Source organism: Myxococcus sp. AM009 (genome assembly GCF_013372605.1).
Taxonomy (GTDB): domain Bacteria; phylum Myxococcota; class Myxococcia; order Myxococcales; family Myxococcaceae; genus Myxococcus; species Myxococcus vastator.
This window is the reverse complement of the sequence record NZ_JABXEP010000100.1, coordinates 16,323-30,064: the sequence shown is the minus strand read 5'-3', so window position 1 is coordinate 30,064 and position 13,742 is coordinate 16,323. Positions and strand designations below refer to the sequence as shown.

Below are 13,742 nucleotides of genomic sequence, written 5' to 3'. Positions count from 1 at the left end.
GCCGGGCCGTCCATGCCCAGAATTCCGCGCGTCCGGGTGACCCTCAACGCAGGCACCAGCGCTCCACGCCTGCCCCCAGTCTACTGGCCCCCTGCGGCACGCTCACGCACGCTCGCCGAAGGGACACCATCTTCTCCGGAGCGTAGAGCGCGACCAGCCCCATCAACTCCTGCACCTGCTTGACGTACGTGTCTCCGAATGCGGCGATCGCGGCCTGGGACATGCTGCCGTTGTTCAGCACCGTTGCTTGCTTGAAGGCCGCGAACTCCTGCCACCCCTGCGCGGCGCCATACTGGAGTTCGAGTTCCAGGAGGCTGTTCAGGGTGCTCAGCGCCCCCTGGGCGAGGTTCTTCTCCGCGCCGGGTTTGTTGGGGTCGGTTGCGGCTTCGAGCGCGAACTTCAAGGTCAGCACGTGAAGGGAGGCCGCCGACAGGAACACTTGTGCCGTCACATAGCCATTAGAAAGGATTCCCTCTGCCGTGTTTGCGGACTGCACCATGATGGCGGCCAGCAATCCAGGGGTCGGATTGTTCGCGTACTCGTCGCAAAGCTTCGTGGTCGACATGAAGTTGTCGAGGTTCTCTAGGTAATACTGGGCGGCGAACAGCTCTTTGAACAAGTCGGTGAGTTGCTGTATTTGCGCGGAAGAGAAGACCGGATCGCCTTGCGGAAAGAAGGAGTCCCAGATCTCTGTCGCGAAGCCGAGGCCAGATGCCTCGAGTGCAGCGTTACCGACGAACTGCACGACGTCTGCGCCTGGATCGACGTTTTCCATGGTGCATCTCCCTTGATTTGAATTCCCGTTTTACAGGCTAGTCTAAATGGTTGGAGATTTGAAGTCTGGGCTTGCCTCTAGAGCGCCGAGCAGGATCCGCCGGGTGTGGCTCCCATCCTGCTCATGCTGCGCGCCGCACCTCGGCCCTCTGCGGCGCAAGCGTGAGGTTCATGGCAGTGTCCCACCGTTCCGAGAGCACCAGGGCGCTTCATGCGCAGGGAGACCCCCCGGTCCGCTCCAATGGGCCGAGGACGGTACCGGGGGGCATCAGGGCCCTTCACGCACGTCTGCCGGAAGGACACAACAGCTCTCGCTCGTCGAGGCGCTCGCCGAGCACGGTCCTCGTCCGCCATCGAGCCTCCTGGCACGACGTCCACCGGACGGTTACGGAGGTGTCGCGACGCATCAGCAATGGTTCGAGGCGTCTGTCTCGCACCTTGGCTGAAGTGGATCGCTGCCGGGACGCCGGAAACGTCGACGGCGCTCTCCAGCTACTGAACGACGTGCACGTCGTGGAAGTGGTGCCGCACTACCAGGACATCCTGCGTGCGAATCTTGCTGCACTGGATGACGAGTTCTGACGGAGTCGAGGCGTGACTGTCGCTACGCTCCCGCCGTGCTTCGGAACCAGCGCTGATTCAGCGTGTGTCACGACGACTTGCTCCACGTCAGCCATTCAATCGCATCGGCGGCCTTCTTCCCGATGGTGTCATCCCGCCGGGCACCAGAGTCGAATTACCGAGCAGTGCTTCGGCCGTCCCTCGCCCACTGATGGCGGCCAGTTCTTTGACGTCGCCATCGGGCCGGACGACTCCTCGGGTGTCCTGGTGCTCTTCTCGCAGTGGTTTCCGGGGCTCGCGCATGAGGGTGTTGCTGACACCCCCTGCGCACCATCCTCCCCGTCCTCCTGACCGCCTGCTACATCGGCGGGCGCGGCGCTCCGGTTTCGCGCCGACGATGGGTGGTCGTCGTGACCCCATCACGCAGCTGGCTCGAACTCGGGCCTCGCTCCCTCAACCAGGTACGCGTCAACACGATGGTCTCAACCCTGTCGGGATGGAGTAGAGGAAGACTAAAATGATTCAGCCAATCTGTAGACTCGTTGATTCGTGTGGTACAGGATCAATCCGTACGATTCGATCGATTTGGTGGATCGATAGTTACGCTATCTCAGCGACGTCAGCGCTATGCTCGCGTTCGTGTAGAGCATTGCGTAGTGTGCGTGCTCGCGGCCAAGCCGATGTGAAGGGGAATTTGAAACCTCTGCTCGGATTTGTTCCACCCGTTCTCTCGAAAAGCTCATGAGGTGTTCCAGGGCTGAACTACGAGTCTCGGGCGTCACGCGGGAGAGAAGTGCCTTTGGGATCGCCGCCGCAAGCAGTCGGTTCTCTCGCTTCTGCAGCACCTTGACGCTCTTGGGCGCATCAAACAGGAGGCCTGGGCCAAACTCATCCAGCAGTAGGTACCCTCGTTTGTTTGGAAGTTCACCCACGGGAGGAAGCAAGTCTTCCATTACAACCAAGACGCCGTCTGGAGCCAGAAGTTCATCGATGTCTCGGAAGGTTCTAATCCAGTCGTCCGGCTCGATCTCGTGCAGAACGTTACACAGGACGATGATATCGATTTCATGTCGATGCGTAGCCTGCAGTTGAGCCATGCTTTCCCAGTAGTATTCTTCGATGGAGCCTGGTTGTTCAAGTGCCGCGACTCGTGCCTTGCATGCGTCCTTCTCGTCCGGTTCGATAAAGCGCGGGTCGTTATAGGCAAAGTAGTTGAGACGCTCTCGGAGTGCTTCGTTTCCCGTCGTGCTCGCGAACCTTTCGCGGAGTGCGCTTGCGAAACGCCCCTTTCCGGCCGAGTAGTCCAAGATTCGAACATGCTGATTGCTTGCCAAGCGTTGGTTGAGGACTTCCGTGAATTGAACCTGCTGCTTGTCTCCCGTCTTTGCGTCGGCCACTCCCGCAGGCAGTATGCACTGCACTGCGAACTCCATGAATGCGATTTCGTCTGCGTCGGAAAGGAAGGTCGAGAGCCGGTCTTTCCCGTCTTTCCCTCCGAGGAGCGACTCGACGACAGATGTCACCGTGTTCCCCGCGAATTTAATCGAACCATCCTTCACGAAGTGAACCGCATCGAGGCCCCCCCATGCGAGAAGTGGGACTGAATGGGTGGCGAGCCAAATTTGGCCGTCGGGTCCCAAAACCTCGTCACGGAGTTTCGATAGTGCTCGGATGCACGCGTCGTGGTGGAGGTGACTTTCAGGCTCATCAATGAAGACTATTGCGTTGGATAGGGCTTGCTGTTGTCGGTGGAGGCTGATTGCCCACGCGAGGAGAAGGCGCTCGCCAGTTGAAAGTTCATGAATGACGAGTGGACGTCCTCTGAATGTCGGAAGAACCTCTGTCTCCTCTAGGGTAAAGCCCAGTTTTCCTCCCAAGAGGGATTGGACGATTTGATTGAAAGTGTCGGCGTCTTGTTGGTTTTGAATTGCCTTGTTGCTCTCGGTCATCAACGGGTGCTTTGCGTGATACATTGACTGGGCCACGTGAGTGCAATAGGTGTGCATTCCGCTGAAGGCAGACTGGAGACCAGGGGTGGTTGTTGATCCGACGCTTTCCTTGAGTCGAGTGGGGCTCATGTCGCGAGCATTGATTGCGAGAGAGTTTGCGGCAGGATAGTCCAACACTACAGCGGATGGTGGGGTGTCGGTGTGTGACGAGGAGAAGATGGTTCTTTTGTATAGTTCAATTTCTTGTTTCAGTTCTTGGATTATCGATTCGGATTCCGAGATATCGTTTTGGATTTCAAGTTGCCGCGCCTCGTTCTTTGTTAGACCCAGTTCGCTGTTGAGATATGGCAATTTGGATTGTTGGCGGGCGATGCGTTTGGCCGTGTCTTTTGTGTTGTATTGCGATATGGATTGAATTAATTTCAGGTATCTGGATTTGCCTGAGCCATTGGGGCCTGCGAGAATCACGACCTTCCCGAGTCGTTCAAGGAGCCCTTCGGTGAGGCCGCGTTTTGTTGCTAGTTCAGGAGCAAGGTAGATTTGCTTGATCATGATGTTGGGGTGTATTGAAGTCCATGGTTAAATATTCCTCCCGTACAACATCTAATAGGCGTTGGGACAGGAACGATGTAGGAGTATAAGGCGGCGGTTGAGGATGCGGAAACTGAAGTGGATGTCATCCTTGCGTGATCGCAGACTCCGAGTCAGCGAGTTTTCTTTATCTGAGCTAGCGCGCTCAGGCACCCATTGGTAGCGCCCCATCCGTTCGGTAGCCGTCCGGCCAGTGACGTGGCGACAGCGGTTGATGACGGACGAGGACCGTGTTCGACGAGCACCCCGCTGAGCGAGATGTTCAGGGCGGGGCTGGAGGCGCGACTCGGGTGGGTCGGTGGAGCTCCGACGCTTTCTCTGGTGGGGTAGCAGTTCGTCGATGCACGAGTTGGAGGGACGTCTGCACATGCGGCAGGACGCCTGCTAGGTGACGGAAGGCCCTTGGCGGCTCGCGAGTTCACTGAAGCGAAGGCCTCGCAAGCAGAGGTGCTCCACTGAAGCCACCATGCGTTCGCTTGCCACGATGAGCGTGGGCCAGTTGTAAAGTCGGAAAAGATCTGGAGGAGCGGGCGTCGAATGAACGTCGAGAACCATCGGATGGGGAAGCTCGTGTCGAGACATCCCGCATGACGGGCAGACAGGGCTCTCTCCTTGAGGTACGAGATCGATGTGCAGTCGGCCATGAAGTTCCAATTGCATGGCGAGCAACTCGGGTGGGGTCTGTCCACGGAACCGCACGTTCAGCGGGCAGCCTGAGAGGCCATGAATGCCCGCGTCCTGAAGCCGCTCCAGGGCTTCACGGCGGATGTAGAGCGACCATGGGTTCTGCATGAAGAGGTCGCCGAAGGTGCCGCTGCCCGTTCCCGTGGGCGGGCCGAAGTCGGCGCCTGGTTCCAGTCGAGCCCAGTCGGGCGCGAATGGACGGACCAGTTCCCTCAGTCGGGAGAACTCCTCGAAGCTGACCTGTCGGCCTGGGTTTTCGAGTGCCTTGCGCTCCTGAAGGTCCGACAAGTCAACACACGGGTACTGGAGGCCAGCCCAGCCACCCGCGGCTCCACATGCATCGCATGGGGTAACGCCGGGAAACCCCCAGGGGGGAAGGGCTCGTAGGTTTCCGGTGAACCCAGCGCTCATGTCTTCTTCGACCACATAGAACTTCAAGAGCCCTGCCTCCTCAGGTGGTCAAGCTCAGCGCTTGTAGTAGGGCATGACCTTCCCGGTCAGTTCAAAGCGAAAGATCAGGTCGCCGGCGTGGCGGTAGATGACATCGGGGCGAGGAGGCTGAGGATGGGCCTTGATGAACTGTGCCCATGCGTCATTCCATCGTCCTCCGCGTGGACCGCCACCGTGAATGTACCGGTGGACATGCTCGGGAATCACCAACGTGAAGTCGTGAATCTTGATGCCGGCTCGTTGGAAGTAGAGCGCGAGGTCGGGAGCTTGAGGAAAGATGTGGTGCCTGACGTACCGGCCAGCCGGGAGTTGATAGACCGGCCGAACCTGGACGTGCGGGTGCCATGGGAAGGTGATGACCGGCTGAGCTCCATTGCGTATGCCCAGGCGCACGCCCCAGCCTCTGCGCAGCGGTGGCCGAGCAACGGGCATGAGCGCAGGCTCGACCCGCGGCGCCACGTCTTCGCAGAGAAAGAAGGCGCACCAGCCCTCGTCACACGCCAGGGAGACACATGGTGCGGCTTCCGTGGCATCGCAAAACTGCCCAGATTCCATTTTCGCGATGCCACGCGGCGGAGCAGATGTGGGCGGAGAGGCTGCGCAGGCGACGAGCAAACAACTCAACACCATCAACCGCAGAGGTGAAACGTTCGTGCGCAAGAGTATGGGCCTTTCCGGACTCACGTCATGCAGGCGTCAGTCGGAGGCTACCCCAAGCGCTACTTTCAAAGGCAGACCCAGTCTGCTTGGGGTAATCGCTACCCCCGTGGCGCGGCGGCGCGCGACAGCCGGTCCCGGACCGCGATGCCCAGCCCGCTCTCCGCCGGGAGGCACGCCACCAGCACATCGTGCCCCTGCGCATCCGCTTCCCGCAGCCGGGCGTACAGCACGCGCGCCGCCCCAGCGGGCTCATCCGGTACATCGAAGCGCGGCACATCGGGCGGCAACACAAGGCTCGCAGGTCCCAGCACCCCCACGCGCAATCCCTGGCCCCGCAGTTCCTGGACGCGCGCAACTACCTGCCCGGCCTCCGCCAGCACCACGCCGGCACGCGGCGCGTAATGTGACTCCAGCGAGCCCGACACACGCACCTTGGACGTAGTCCTCACCGGCACCTTCCGCCCCAGCACCCGCTCCACGTCCTCCGCCGCCAGCCCTCCGGGCCGCAGAATCGCGGGCTCATCCCCGCTCAGGTCCACGATGGTCGACTCCACCCCCACCGTACACGGGCCCCCATCCAGGACGAGGTCCACGTCTCCGCCCAGGTCCTCTCGCACATGCGCCGCCGTGGTGGGGCTCACCTTCCCGAACCGGTTCGCGCTCGGCGCTGCCAGCCCTCCGCCCAGCTTCTTCAGCACCGCGAGCGCCACCGGGTGATTCGGCACGCGCAGGGCCACCGTGTCCTGCCCACCCGTGACGGCATCCGTGGCCCTCGCAGTGCGCGGCAGGACCAACGTCAACGGCCCCGGCCAGAAGGCCTCCGCGAGCTTCCGTGCAGCCTCCGGGACCACACGTGCCCACGTTCCCAGGTGCTCGACGCCCGGGATGTGGACGATGAGCGGGTGCGTCGCGGGGCGGCCCTTGATGGCGAAGACGCGGCGCACGGCCAGTTCGTCCTCCGCGTTGGCGGACAGACCGTAGACGGTTTCCGTCGGCAGGGCGACGACACCTCCGTGCCGCAGCAATTCCACCGCGCGTTCAAGGGACTCTGGAGCAATCATGCGCCGCCGCACTGTCGCCCCAGGAGGGAACATGGGCAAGTCGCACGTCTTCGATGCTCGCAGTCGGATGCCAGTCCCCGCCGTGGAGCTCTTCGCCTGGCATGCCCGGGAAGGGGCGTTCGAGCGCCTGTCACCGCCCTGGGAGCGGCTGGAGGTCCTGGAGCGCACCGGCGACGGCATCCGCACCGGCGCCCGCGTCGTCGTCCAGATGCGCGTGGGCCCCATCCCTCAACGCCTGGTGGCCGAGCACACCGCCTACACCGAAGGCGCCATGTTCCAGGACACGCAGGTGTCCGGCCCCTTCTCGAAGTGGGTCCACACCCACCGGATGTGGCCCGAGCCCGCCACGGGCACCTCCATCCTGGAGGACGAAGTGGAGTACATCCTCCCCGTGGGACCCCTGGGCAGCCTCTTCGGCGGAGGCTTCGCCCGGCGCACCCTGGAGCGCATGTTCGCGTACCGCCACCGCGTCACGCTTGAGGACCTCAAGCGTCACGCCGCCTTCGCGGGGCAGAGGCCGCTCACCATCGCCGTCACCGGGGCCTCGGGGCTGGTCGGCTCCTCGCTGGTGCCCTTCCTCACCACCGGCGGCCACACGGTGAAGCGCCTGGTGCGCGGCAAGGCGGACCCGGCGCGGAACGAGGTCGCCTGGGCGCCCGACAAGGGCGAGGTGGACACCGACGCGCTCGAAGGCGTGGACGCCGTGGTGCACCTCGCGGGCGTCAACGTGGCCGGCCAGCGGTGGACCCCCGAGTACAAGGACGCCATCCTCAAGAGCCGCACCCAGGGCACCCGCACCCTGGCCGAGGCCCTGGCGCGCATGAAGCGCAAGCCGAAGGTGCTCGTCTCCGCGGGCGGCAGCAGCATCTACGGAGACCGCGGCGACGAAGTCCTCACCGAGGAGAGCAGCACGGACGGGAAGGGCTTTCTCTCCCAGGTGTCACGCGAGTGGGAGGCCGCCGCCGCTCCCGCCGAGGCCGCGGGCATCCGCGTGGTGCACCTGCGCATCGGCCCCGTGCTGGACGCAAGCGAGGGCGCCCTGGCGAAGATGTTGCCGGCGTTCCTCGCGGGCGGCGGCGGGCCCATCGGCTCCGGGCAGCAGTGGATGAGCTGGGTGTCGCTGGAGGACGTGCTCGGGCTCATCCACTTCTCCATCTTCACCGACGCCGCGCGCGGCGCGCTTAACACCGTGGCGCCCGGGGCGGTGCGGCAGGCGGACTTCGCCCGGACGCTGGGCAAGGTGCTGCGGCGTCCGGCCGTCTTCCCGGTCCCCGCGCCCGTCGTGCGGACCCTCTTCGGACAGATGGGGCAGGAGGCGCTGCTGGAGGGCGCGCGAATCGTGCCGCAGGCGGCCCAGCGGATGGGGTTCGCCTTCCTCCTCCCCGACCTGGAAGGCGCGCTGCGCTTCACGCTGGGGCGCACGACGGAGGGCCCTGAATACCGCCATTCTTAGCGGGTCCGGCGCTTGACAATCCCCTCCGCTGCGACAGAAGGAACGACGCATTCGAAGGGGAGAGGACTCCTGATGATTCAGGTCGAAGGGCTGACCAAATACTACGGTGAGCACGCGGCGATCCGGGACCTGGCCTTCACCATCAGCCAGGGAGAAGTCATTGGCTTCCTGGGCCTCAATGGCGCTGGAAAATCGACGACGCTGAAGGTCCTGGGGTGCGTGCTGCTGCCGACCTCGGGGCGCGTCGTCATCGACGGCCATGACGTGGTGAGCAATGCCCACGAGGTCCGCCAGCGCATCGGCTACCTGCCAGACGTGCCGCCGCTGTACGAAGAGATGACCGTGGGTGAGTACCTGACCTACGTCGCGCAGCTCCGCGGCGTCACGTCCCGGGACACCACCCGCCGCGTGGGCGAGGCCGAGGAGAAGACGGGCCTGCGTGACGTCCACGGCGAGCTCATCTCCACGCTCAGCCACGGCTACCGCCAGCGCGTGGGCGTGGCGCAGGCGCTGGTGCACAAGCCCGCGCTGCTCATCCTCGACGAGCCCACCAGCGGGCTCGACCCCCGGCAAATCGTGGAGATGCGCGATGTCATCCGCGGCTTGAAGGGCGCGCACACGGTGCTCGTCTCCAGCCACATCCTCCCGGAGATCTCCCAGACGTGTGACCGGCTGCTCATCATCCACAAGGGGATGCTGGTGGCGCAGGGCACGGAGGAGGAGCTGGCCGCGAAGATGGGCGGCCGGGGCACCATCGAGCTGGAGCTTCGCGGCGACAGGGCGCGCGCGGTGGAGGTGCTCCAACGCTTTGGCGCGGTGGAGGTGGACCGCGCGTCGGACGGCGTGGTGGCGCTGACGGTGCGGACCTCGCCCGACCAACGGCCCCAGGTGGCGCAGGCGGTGGTGGGCGCGGGCCTGGAGTTGTTGCGGCTGGACCAGGGCGCCGGTCAGCTCGAATCCATCTTCCTGCGGCTGACCCACGGCCAGGAGGTGCGCGCGTGAAAGCGCTGCTCATCGCCCGCCGCGAGCTGTCCGCGTACCTTCGCACGCTCAGCGGCTACGTCATCATCGCGGTCATCCTCGCGTTGAACGGCTTGTTCTTCAACGCGTATGCCCTGGGCGGCGCCAGCAAGCGCTCCGCCGAGGTGCTGTCCCAGTTCTTCTATTATTCGAGCGGCTTCACCGTCGTCGCCTCGGTGTTCATCTCCATGCGCCTGCTGGCCGAGGAGCGCCAGACGGGCACACTGTCGCTGCTGTACTCGTCACCGCTGCGCGACCGCGACATCGTCCTGGGCAAGTTCCTCGCGGGATTGGCCTTCCTCGCGTTGTATCTCCTGTGCACCGTCTACATGCCGCTGCTGGTGTTGGTGAACGGCAAGGTGTCCTTCGGGCACGTGACGGCGGGGTATTTCGGCCTGCTGCTGCTGGGCAGCGCGTCTCTGGCGGTGGGGACGTTCGGCTCGGCGCTGGCGCGTAACCAGTTGCTCGCGGCGATTACGTCCGCGGTGATGCTGGTGGCCCTCATCCTGTGCTGGCTGCTCGCGCGCATCACCGAGCAGCCGCTGGCGGATGTCTTCAGCGCGATGTCACTGTGGAATCAGCACTTCCCGCCGTTCCAGGCGGGGCTCATCCACATCCGTGACGTCGTCTACTACCTCGTGGTCACCTACGTGGCGCTGTTCGCGGCCACGCGGGTGATTGAGGCGCGGAGGTGGCGATGAGCACACGTCCTTCGAGTGGAGGGCTCCCCGTGACGCTGGCCTTCGTCTCAGGCCTGCTGGCGGTCTTCCTCGGTGAGCGGCTCTTCGGCATCGGCACGGGCCGCACCGTCCTGTCGGGCCTGGGCGTCGCGGTGGCGGTGGGCGCGCTGGGCTGGCGCGTCGCGCGCATGCGGTCGGCCAGCGCGGACCGGCGCGCCGTCGAGGCGTGGGTGTCGGGCCTGTACGGCGTGGGCCTTTTGGCCCTGGGGCTCTACTTCGTCCAGTCGGACGTGGGCACCGGACTCTTCGGTGGCCCGTTGTCCCAGAAGGCGCCTCGGCTGGCGGTGTCGCTGGCGGCGCTCTTCCCGGCGTTGCTCGCGTGCTGCCTGCTGCCGCTGGCGATGGTGGAGGCCGCCGCCGCGGCGATGACGCGCGCGCCGGTGCTGGAGACGGGCCGGGTCCGCAGCGCGCTGTACTCCGGGCTGGGGCTGGCCTTCGTGCTCGTCTTCGCCTTCGCGTCCATGTTCGTCGCCACCCAGGCCGACGTGACGTGGGACCTGTCCTACTTCCGCACCGCGAAGCCCGGTGACGGCACGCGCAAGGTGATTCGCGGGCTCAACGAGCCGCTCCAGGTGACGCTCTTCTTCCCACCCGCGAACGAGGTGGGCGAAGCCGTGGGGCAGTACTTCCGCGACCTGGCGGTGGAGAGCCCGGGCCTGCTCAACGTGGAGCGGCTGGACCAGGCGGTGGAGCCGGCCCGGGCGAAGTCCCTGGGCGTCCACAACAACGGCACCGTCGTCCTGGCGCGCGGCGACCGGAAGGAGCCGCTCACGGTGGGCCTGGAGATCGAGCGGGCGCGCGGCCAGCTCCAGCGGTTGGACCAGGAGGTCCAGCGCCGCCTGCTGACGGTGGCCCGGCCTCGCCGGGTCGTCTACTTCACGTCCGGCCACGGTGAGCGCGCCGAGTCGCGCGCGGTGCCGGGGGAGACGATGCGCCCGTCCGTGGAGAAGCTGAAGGAGCTGCTGCGCGCGCAGAACGTGGACGTGCGGCCGCTCGGGGGCTCCGAGGGCCTGGGCACCGAGGTGCCGCGGGACGCCGCCGTGGTGGTCGTGGCGGGCCCGACGCAGGCGTTCCTCGCCGAGGAGCTGAATGCCCTGCGCGAGTACTCCGCGCGCGGCGGCCGGCTGTGGCTGGCGCTGGAGCCGGAGGGGCCGGACTTCCAGCCGCTGCTGGAGCCGCTGGGCCTGAAGTACCTCAAGACGCCGCTGGCCAATGACCAGGTGTACTTCCGCACGTCGCGGCAGCAGAGCGACCGCGGCAACCTGGGCACGGCGACGTTCTCCTCGCACCCGTCCGTCACGTCGCTGTCGTCATTGGCGGGACAGGCGCCGGTCGTCTTCGTGAGCGCGGGCGCCCTGGAGCAGCTCCAGCCGTTGCCGGGCGGCCTGGCGCAGGACGTGTCCGTGCGCGCGCACGGCGCCACCTTCGCGGACGCCAATGGCAACTTCACGCTGGACGCGGGCGAGCAGCGGCGGCCCTGGCCCCTGGTCATCGCGGTGGAGAAGCCCGCGCCGGCCGGCCAGGAGGCGATGCGCACCGTGGTGATGGCGGACGCGGACGCGGTGGGTGATTTGCTGCTGGGCAACATGGGCAACGCGTACCTGGCGGTGGACACGCTGCGGTGGCTGACCGGCGAGGAGTCCATCTCCGGCGCCGTGTCCTCGGAGGAGGACACGCCCATCCAGCACACGCGGGAGCAGGACGTCCTCTGGTTCTACGCGACGGTGTTCCTGGGGCCGGCCCTGGTGCTGGTGGTGGGCTTCGTGATGACGCGCCGGCGGGGACGCCGCGCGCCGCGCCCCGCGGTGGCGGGAGGTGAGCGATGAAGGTTCGGGACCTGGCCCTGCAAGGGGCCCTGGCGGCTGCCGCGCTGGTCGCGGCGTTCGTCGTCTGGCAGCGCGAGCCCTCCGCGGGCCCGGGTGAAGTCACGGTGGTGGATGTCCCGGCGCGCGCGCTGGACAGCATCCGCTACGAGGACGACTCCCGCTTCGTGGACGTGTTCCGCGACGCCAGTGAGCGCGACCGGCTCTGGGTGCGTCTGGGCCACAAGGCCTCCAAGACGGCCTCCGGCGGCGCGAGCGCGGGCGCCGCCGACGCGGGTGTGGCTCAGCATGCGACGGACGCGGGCGTGGCCACCGCGGCGGTGGGCACGGACGCGGGCACCCACGCCGCGCTGGGACCGCCGCCCGTGGCCACGCGCGAGGCGCCGCCCCCGCCGCGCGAGCTGCGCGCCAACGAGGTGGCGGACAAGCTGTTCTCCCGCTTCGCGCCCATGCGCGCCATGCGGGCGCTGGGTGAGCTGGACGCGAAGAAGCTGGAGGAGGTCGGCCTGGCCACGTCCACGCGCAAGCTGACGCTGACGGTGGGCGGCAAGGCGCGGGTGTTCGCCCTGGCGTCGCCCGCGGGCGGCTGGGGGACGCCGTACCTGCGCAGCGAGGAGGATGGCCGCGTGTACCTGCTGGGTCCGGCGATGCTGCCGGACCTGGAGAACGCGAGCAGCCGCCTGGTGGACCGCCGGCTGCACACCTTCGACCTGGGGGACTTCGACGCCGTGCGTGTCAGCGCCGGCGGTGGCACCCGCGCCTTCCGGGCCACGGGTAAGGCCCCCGGCCCGGTCGTCCTGGCACCGGAGGAGACGCCGGAGCGGCCGGACGACTTCGCGCGCAACTGGCATGACCGCGTGTGGCGGATGATGCCGGTGGACCTGCTCGGCCGCGACGAGCCGCTTCCCGGGGGCGAGCCGCGGGAGTCCTTCCGCGTGGACTACCTGCGCGCGGGCCAGCCCGTGGGCCACGTCATGGTGGCGAAGGCCGAGGATGGCTTCTACGCCCGGACCGAGCACACCTCGGGCTGGGCCCGGCTCCACTCCGGGATGGCTGCGCTGGCGGAAGAGGCTGCGCGGGTGACGGCGCCGGTGTCCGCCGCTTCCGGGAAGTGACGCGCGGGGGGACCTGGGCTCAGGTCCCCACCGCGTCCTCGTCACGCAGGCCCAGGCGCACGTCCACGAAGCTGTACGGCGCCCAGGGGCCGGTGAAGCGGAACGTGTACGTGTCCGAGCGCGCGGCCAGGGAGCGGACCTTCGCCTCGAAGGACTCCAGCCGCGCCCGCTCCACGAGGAAGGCCGTGTTGAGCAGCATCCGCTCACCCACGGGGGGATGCTCGCGCGTGGCGGCGGCACGGGGACGCAGGCCGTCCAGCAGGGCCCGCATGTCGCGCCCGGCGCGGTCCTCCACGGCGGCCTCCAAGCGGCGCTCGTGCTCGGCCTCCGGCTCAGCGTCGCGCCGGTGAAGCCTGGCGTCTTCCAGCACCAGGCGCTGAGCGAGGTGCTCGCGGTGCCAGAGCACCTTCAGGCCCAGCTCCACCTTGCCCTCCAGCGCGTCCAGCACGTCGGACAGCGCGTCATGGGCCGTGCGGAGCACCGCTCGGACCTGGGCCTCGGACGCCATGACGGTGCCGAAGGCCACGGGGAGCACGGTGTGCCCATGGAGCAGGGCTTCGGTGACGCGCTGGTGCCCGAGCAGGTGCGCCCGCGTCGGGTCCACCACGCGGCCTGGGGCCACGGACACCATGGCGGCGAGGCCGGCCTCGCTCACCGCGTACACCTGCGAGGGAACGGCGCCCACGCCGATGCGCCCGACGTCCGGGGGCGCATCGGCCCGGAGGATGCCGTAGAGATACCGGGGCCCGTCGGGCGCCGCCGTCTCCGCCGTGGGAGGCGAAGGCGGTGCGGCCTGGGACGTGCGCCTGTCGCTGCGAGCCGCCCCCTTCCGGGGACGTGTCGTCCGGGGCATGGTGCGCT

Annotated in this window: 12 protein-coding genes; 6 read left to right on the top strand and 6 right to left on the bottom strand. The window is 66.6% G+C overall.

Annotated elements, in window-relative coordinates; translation table 11 throughout:
* Positions 1–43: 43 nt before the first annotated feature.
* Positions 44–775, bottom strand: a complete 732-nt coding sequence (locus HV824_RS23235) for a hypothetical protein (protein WP_176424233.1) — start codon at positions 773–775, stop codon at positions 44–46.
* A 170-nt stretch (positions 776–945) separates the two neighbouring features.
* On the opposite strand from HV824_RS23235, the gene HV824_RS23230 reads away from it, so the two are divergent.
* Positions 946–1,356 carry a DUSAM domain-containing protein gene (locus tag HV824_RS23230; protein ID WP_255208269.1) on the top strand — a complete coding sequence of 137 codons (411 nt, stop codon included), beginning with the start codon at positions 946–948 and terminating at the stop codon, positions 1,354–1,356.
* A gap of 584 nt (positions 1,357–1,940) precedes the next feature.
* Here HV824_RS23230 and HV824_RS23225 read toward each other — a convergent pair.
* The 4 genes from HV824_RS23225 to HV824_RS23210 all read right to left on the bottom strand — a co-directional run bounded on the left by HV824_RS23225 (position 1,941) and on the right by HV824_RS23210 (position 6,730).
* Positions 1,941–3,836: an AAA family ATPase gene (locus HV824_RS23225; protein ID WP_176424232.1), complete on the bottom strand. Its 1,896-nt coding sequence runs from the start codon at positions 3,834–3,836 to the stop codon at positions 1,941–1,943.
* 423 nt (positions 3,837–4,259) lie between these two features.
* Positions 4,260–4,997, bottom strand: coding sequence for a double-CXXCG motif protein (locus HV824_RS23220; RefSeq protein ID WP_176416414.1), 738 nt, complete (start codon positions 4,995–4,997; stop codon positions 4,260–4,262).
* A gap of 27 nt (positions 4,998–5,024) precedes the next feature.
* Entirely contained in the window at positions 5,025–5,669 is a 645-nt protein-coding gene (locus tag HV824_RS23215; RefSeq protein ID WP_255208268.1) for a TIGR02269 family lipoprotein, read from the bottom strand.
* A gap of 98 nt (positions 5,670–5,767) precedes the next feature.
* A complete protein-coding gene (locus HV824_RS23210) occupies positions 5,768–6,730 on the bottom strand; it encodes an L-threonylcarbamoyladenylate synthase (protein ID WP_176416416.1) in 963 nt (320 codons plus the stop codon).
* A gap of 31 nt (positions 6,731–6,761) precedes the next feature.
* Between HV824_RS23210 and HV824_RS23205 the strand changes: the two genes are divergently transcribed.
* The 5 genes from HV824_RS23205 to HV824_RS23185 all read left to right on the top strand — a co-directional run bounded on the left by HV824_RS23205 (position 6,762) and on the right by HV824_RS23185 (position 12,881).
* The gene (locus HV824_RS23205; protein WP_176424231.1) at positions 6,762–8,183 is read left to right on the top strand and encodes a TIGR01777 family oxidoreductase; all 1,422 of its coding nucleotides are present in this window, start codon (positions 6,762–6,764) and stop codon (positions 8,181–8,183) included.
* 72 nt (positions 8,184–8,255) lie between these two features.
* On the top strand, positions 8,256–9,185 hold the full coding sequence (locus HV824_RS23200; RefSeq protein WP_176416418.1) for an ABC transporter ATP-binding protein: 930 nt from the start codon (positions 8,256–8,258) through the stop codon (positions 9,183–9,185).
* Entirely contained in the window at positions 9,182–9,904 is a 723-nt protein-coding gene (locus HV824_RS23195) for an ABC transporter permease (RefSeq protein WP_176416419.1), read from the top strand. Before HV824_RS23200 ends, HV824_RS23195 begins: the two co-directional genes overlap by 4 nt.
* Positions 9,901–11,769 (top strand): Gldg family protein, encoded by a 1,869-nt coding sequence (locus HV824_RS23190; RefSeq protein ID WP_176424230.1) that lies wholly within the window; start codon positions 9,901–9,903, stop codon positions 11,767–11,769. Before HV824_RS23195 ends, HV824_RS23190 begins: the two co-directional genes overlap by 4 nt.
* On the top strand, positions 11,766–12,881 hold the full coding sequence (locus HV824_RS23185) for a hypothetical protein (protein WP_176416421.1): 1,116 nt from the start codon (positions 11,766–11,768) through the stop codon (positions 12,879–12,881). Before HV824_RS23190 ends, HV824_RS23185 begins: the two co-directional genes overlap by 4 nt.
* 19 nt (positions 12,882–12,900) lie before the next feature.
* On the opposite strand, the gene HV824_RS23180 is transcribed toward HV824_RS23185, so the two are convergent.
* Positions 12,901–13,734 (bottom strand): GvpL/GvpF family gas vesicle protein, encoded by an 834-nt coding sequence (locus tag HV824_RS23180; protein WP_176416422.1) that lies wholly within the window; start codon positions 13,732–13,734, stop codon positions 12,901–12,903.
* Positions 13,735–13,742: the final 8 nt, after the last annotated feature.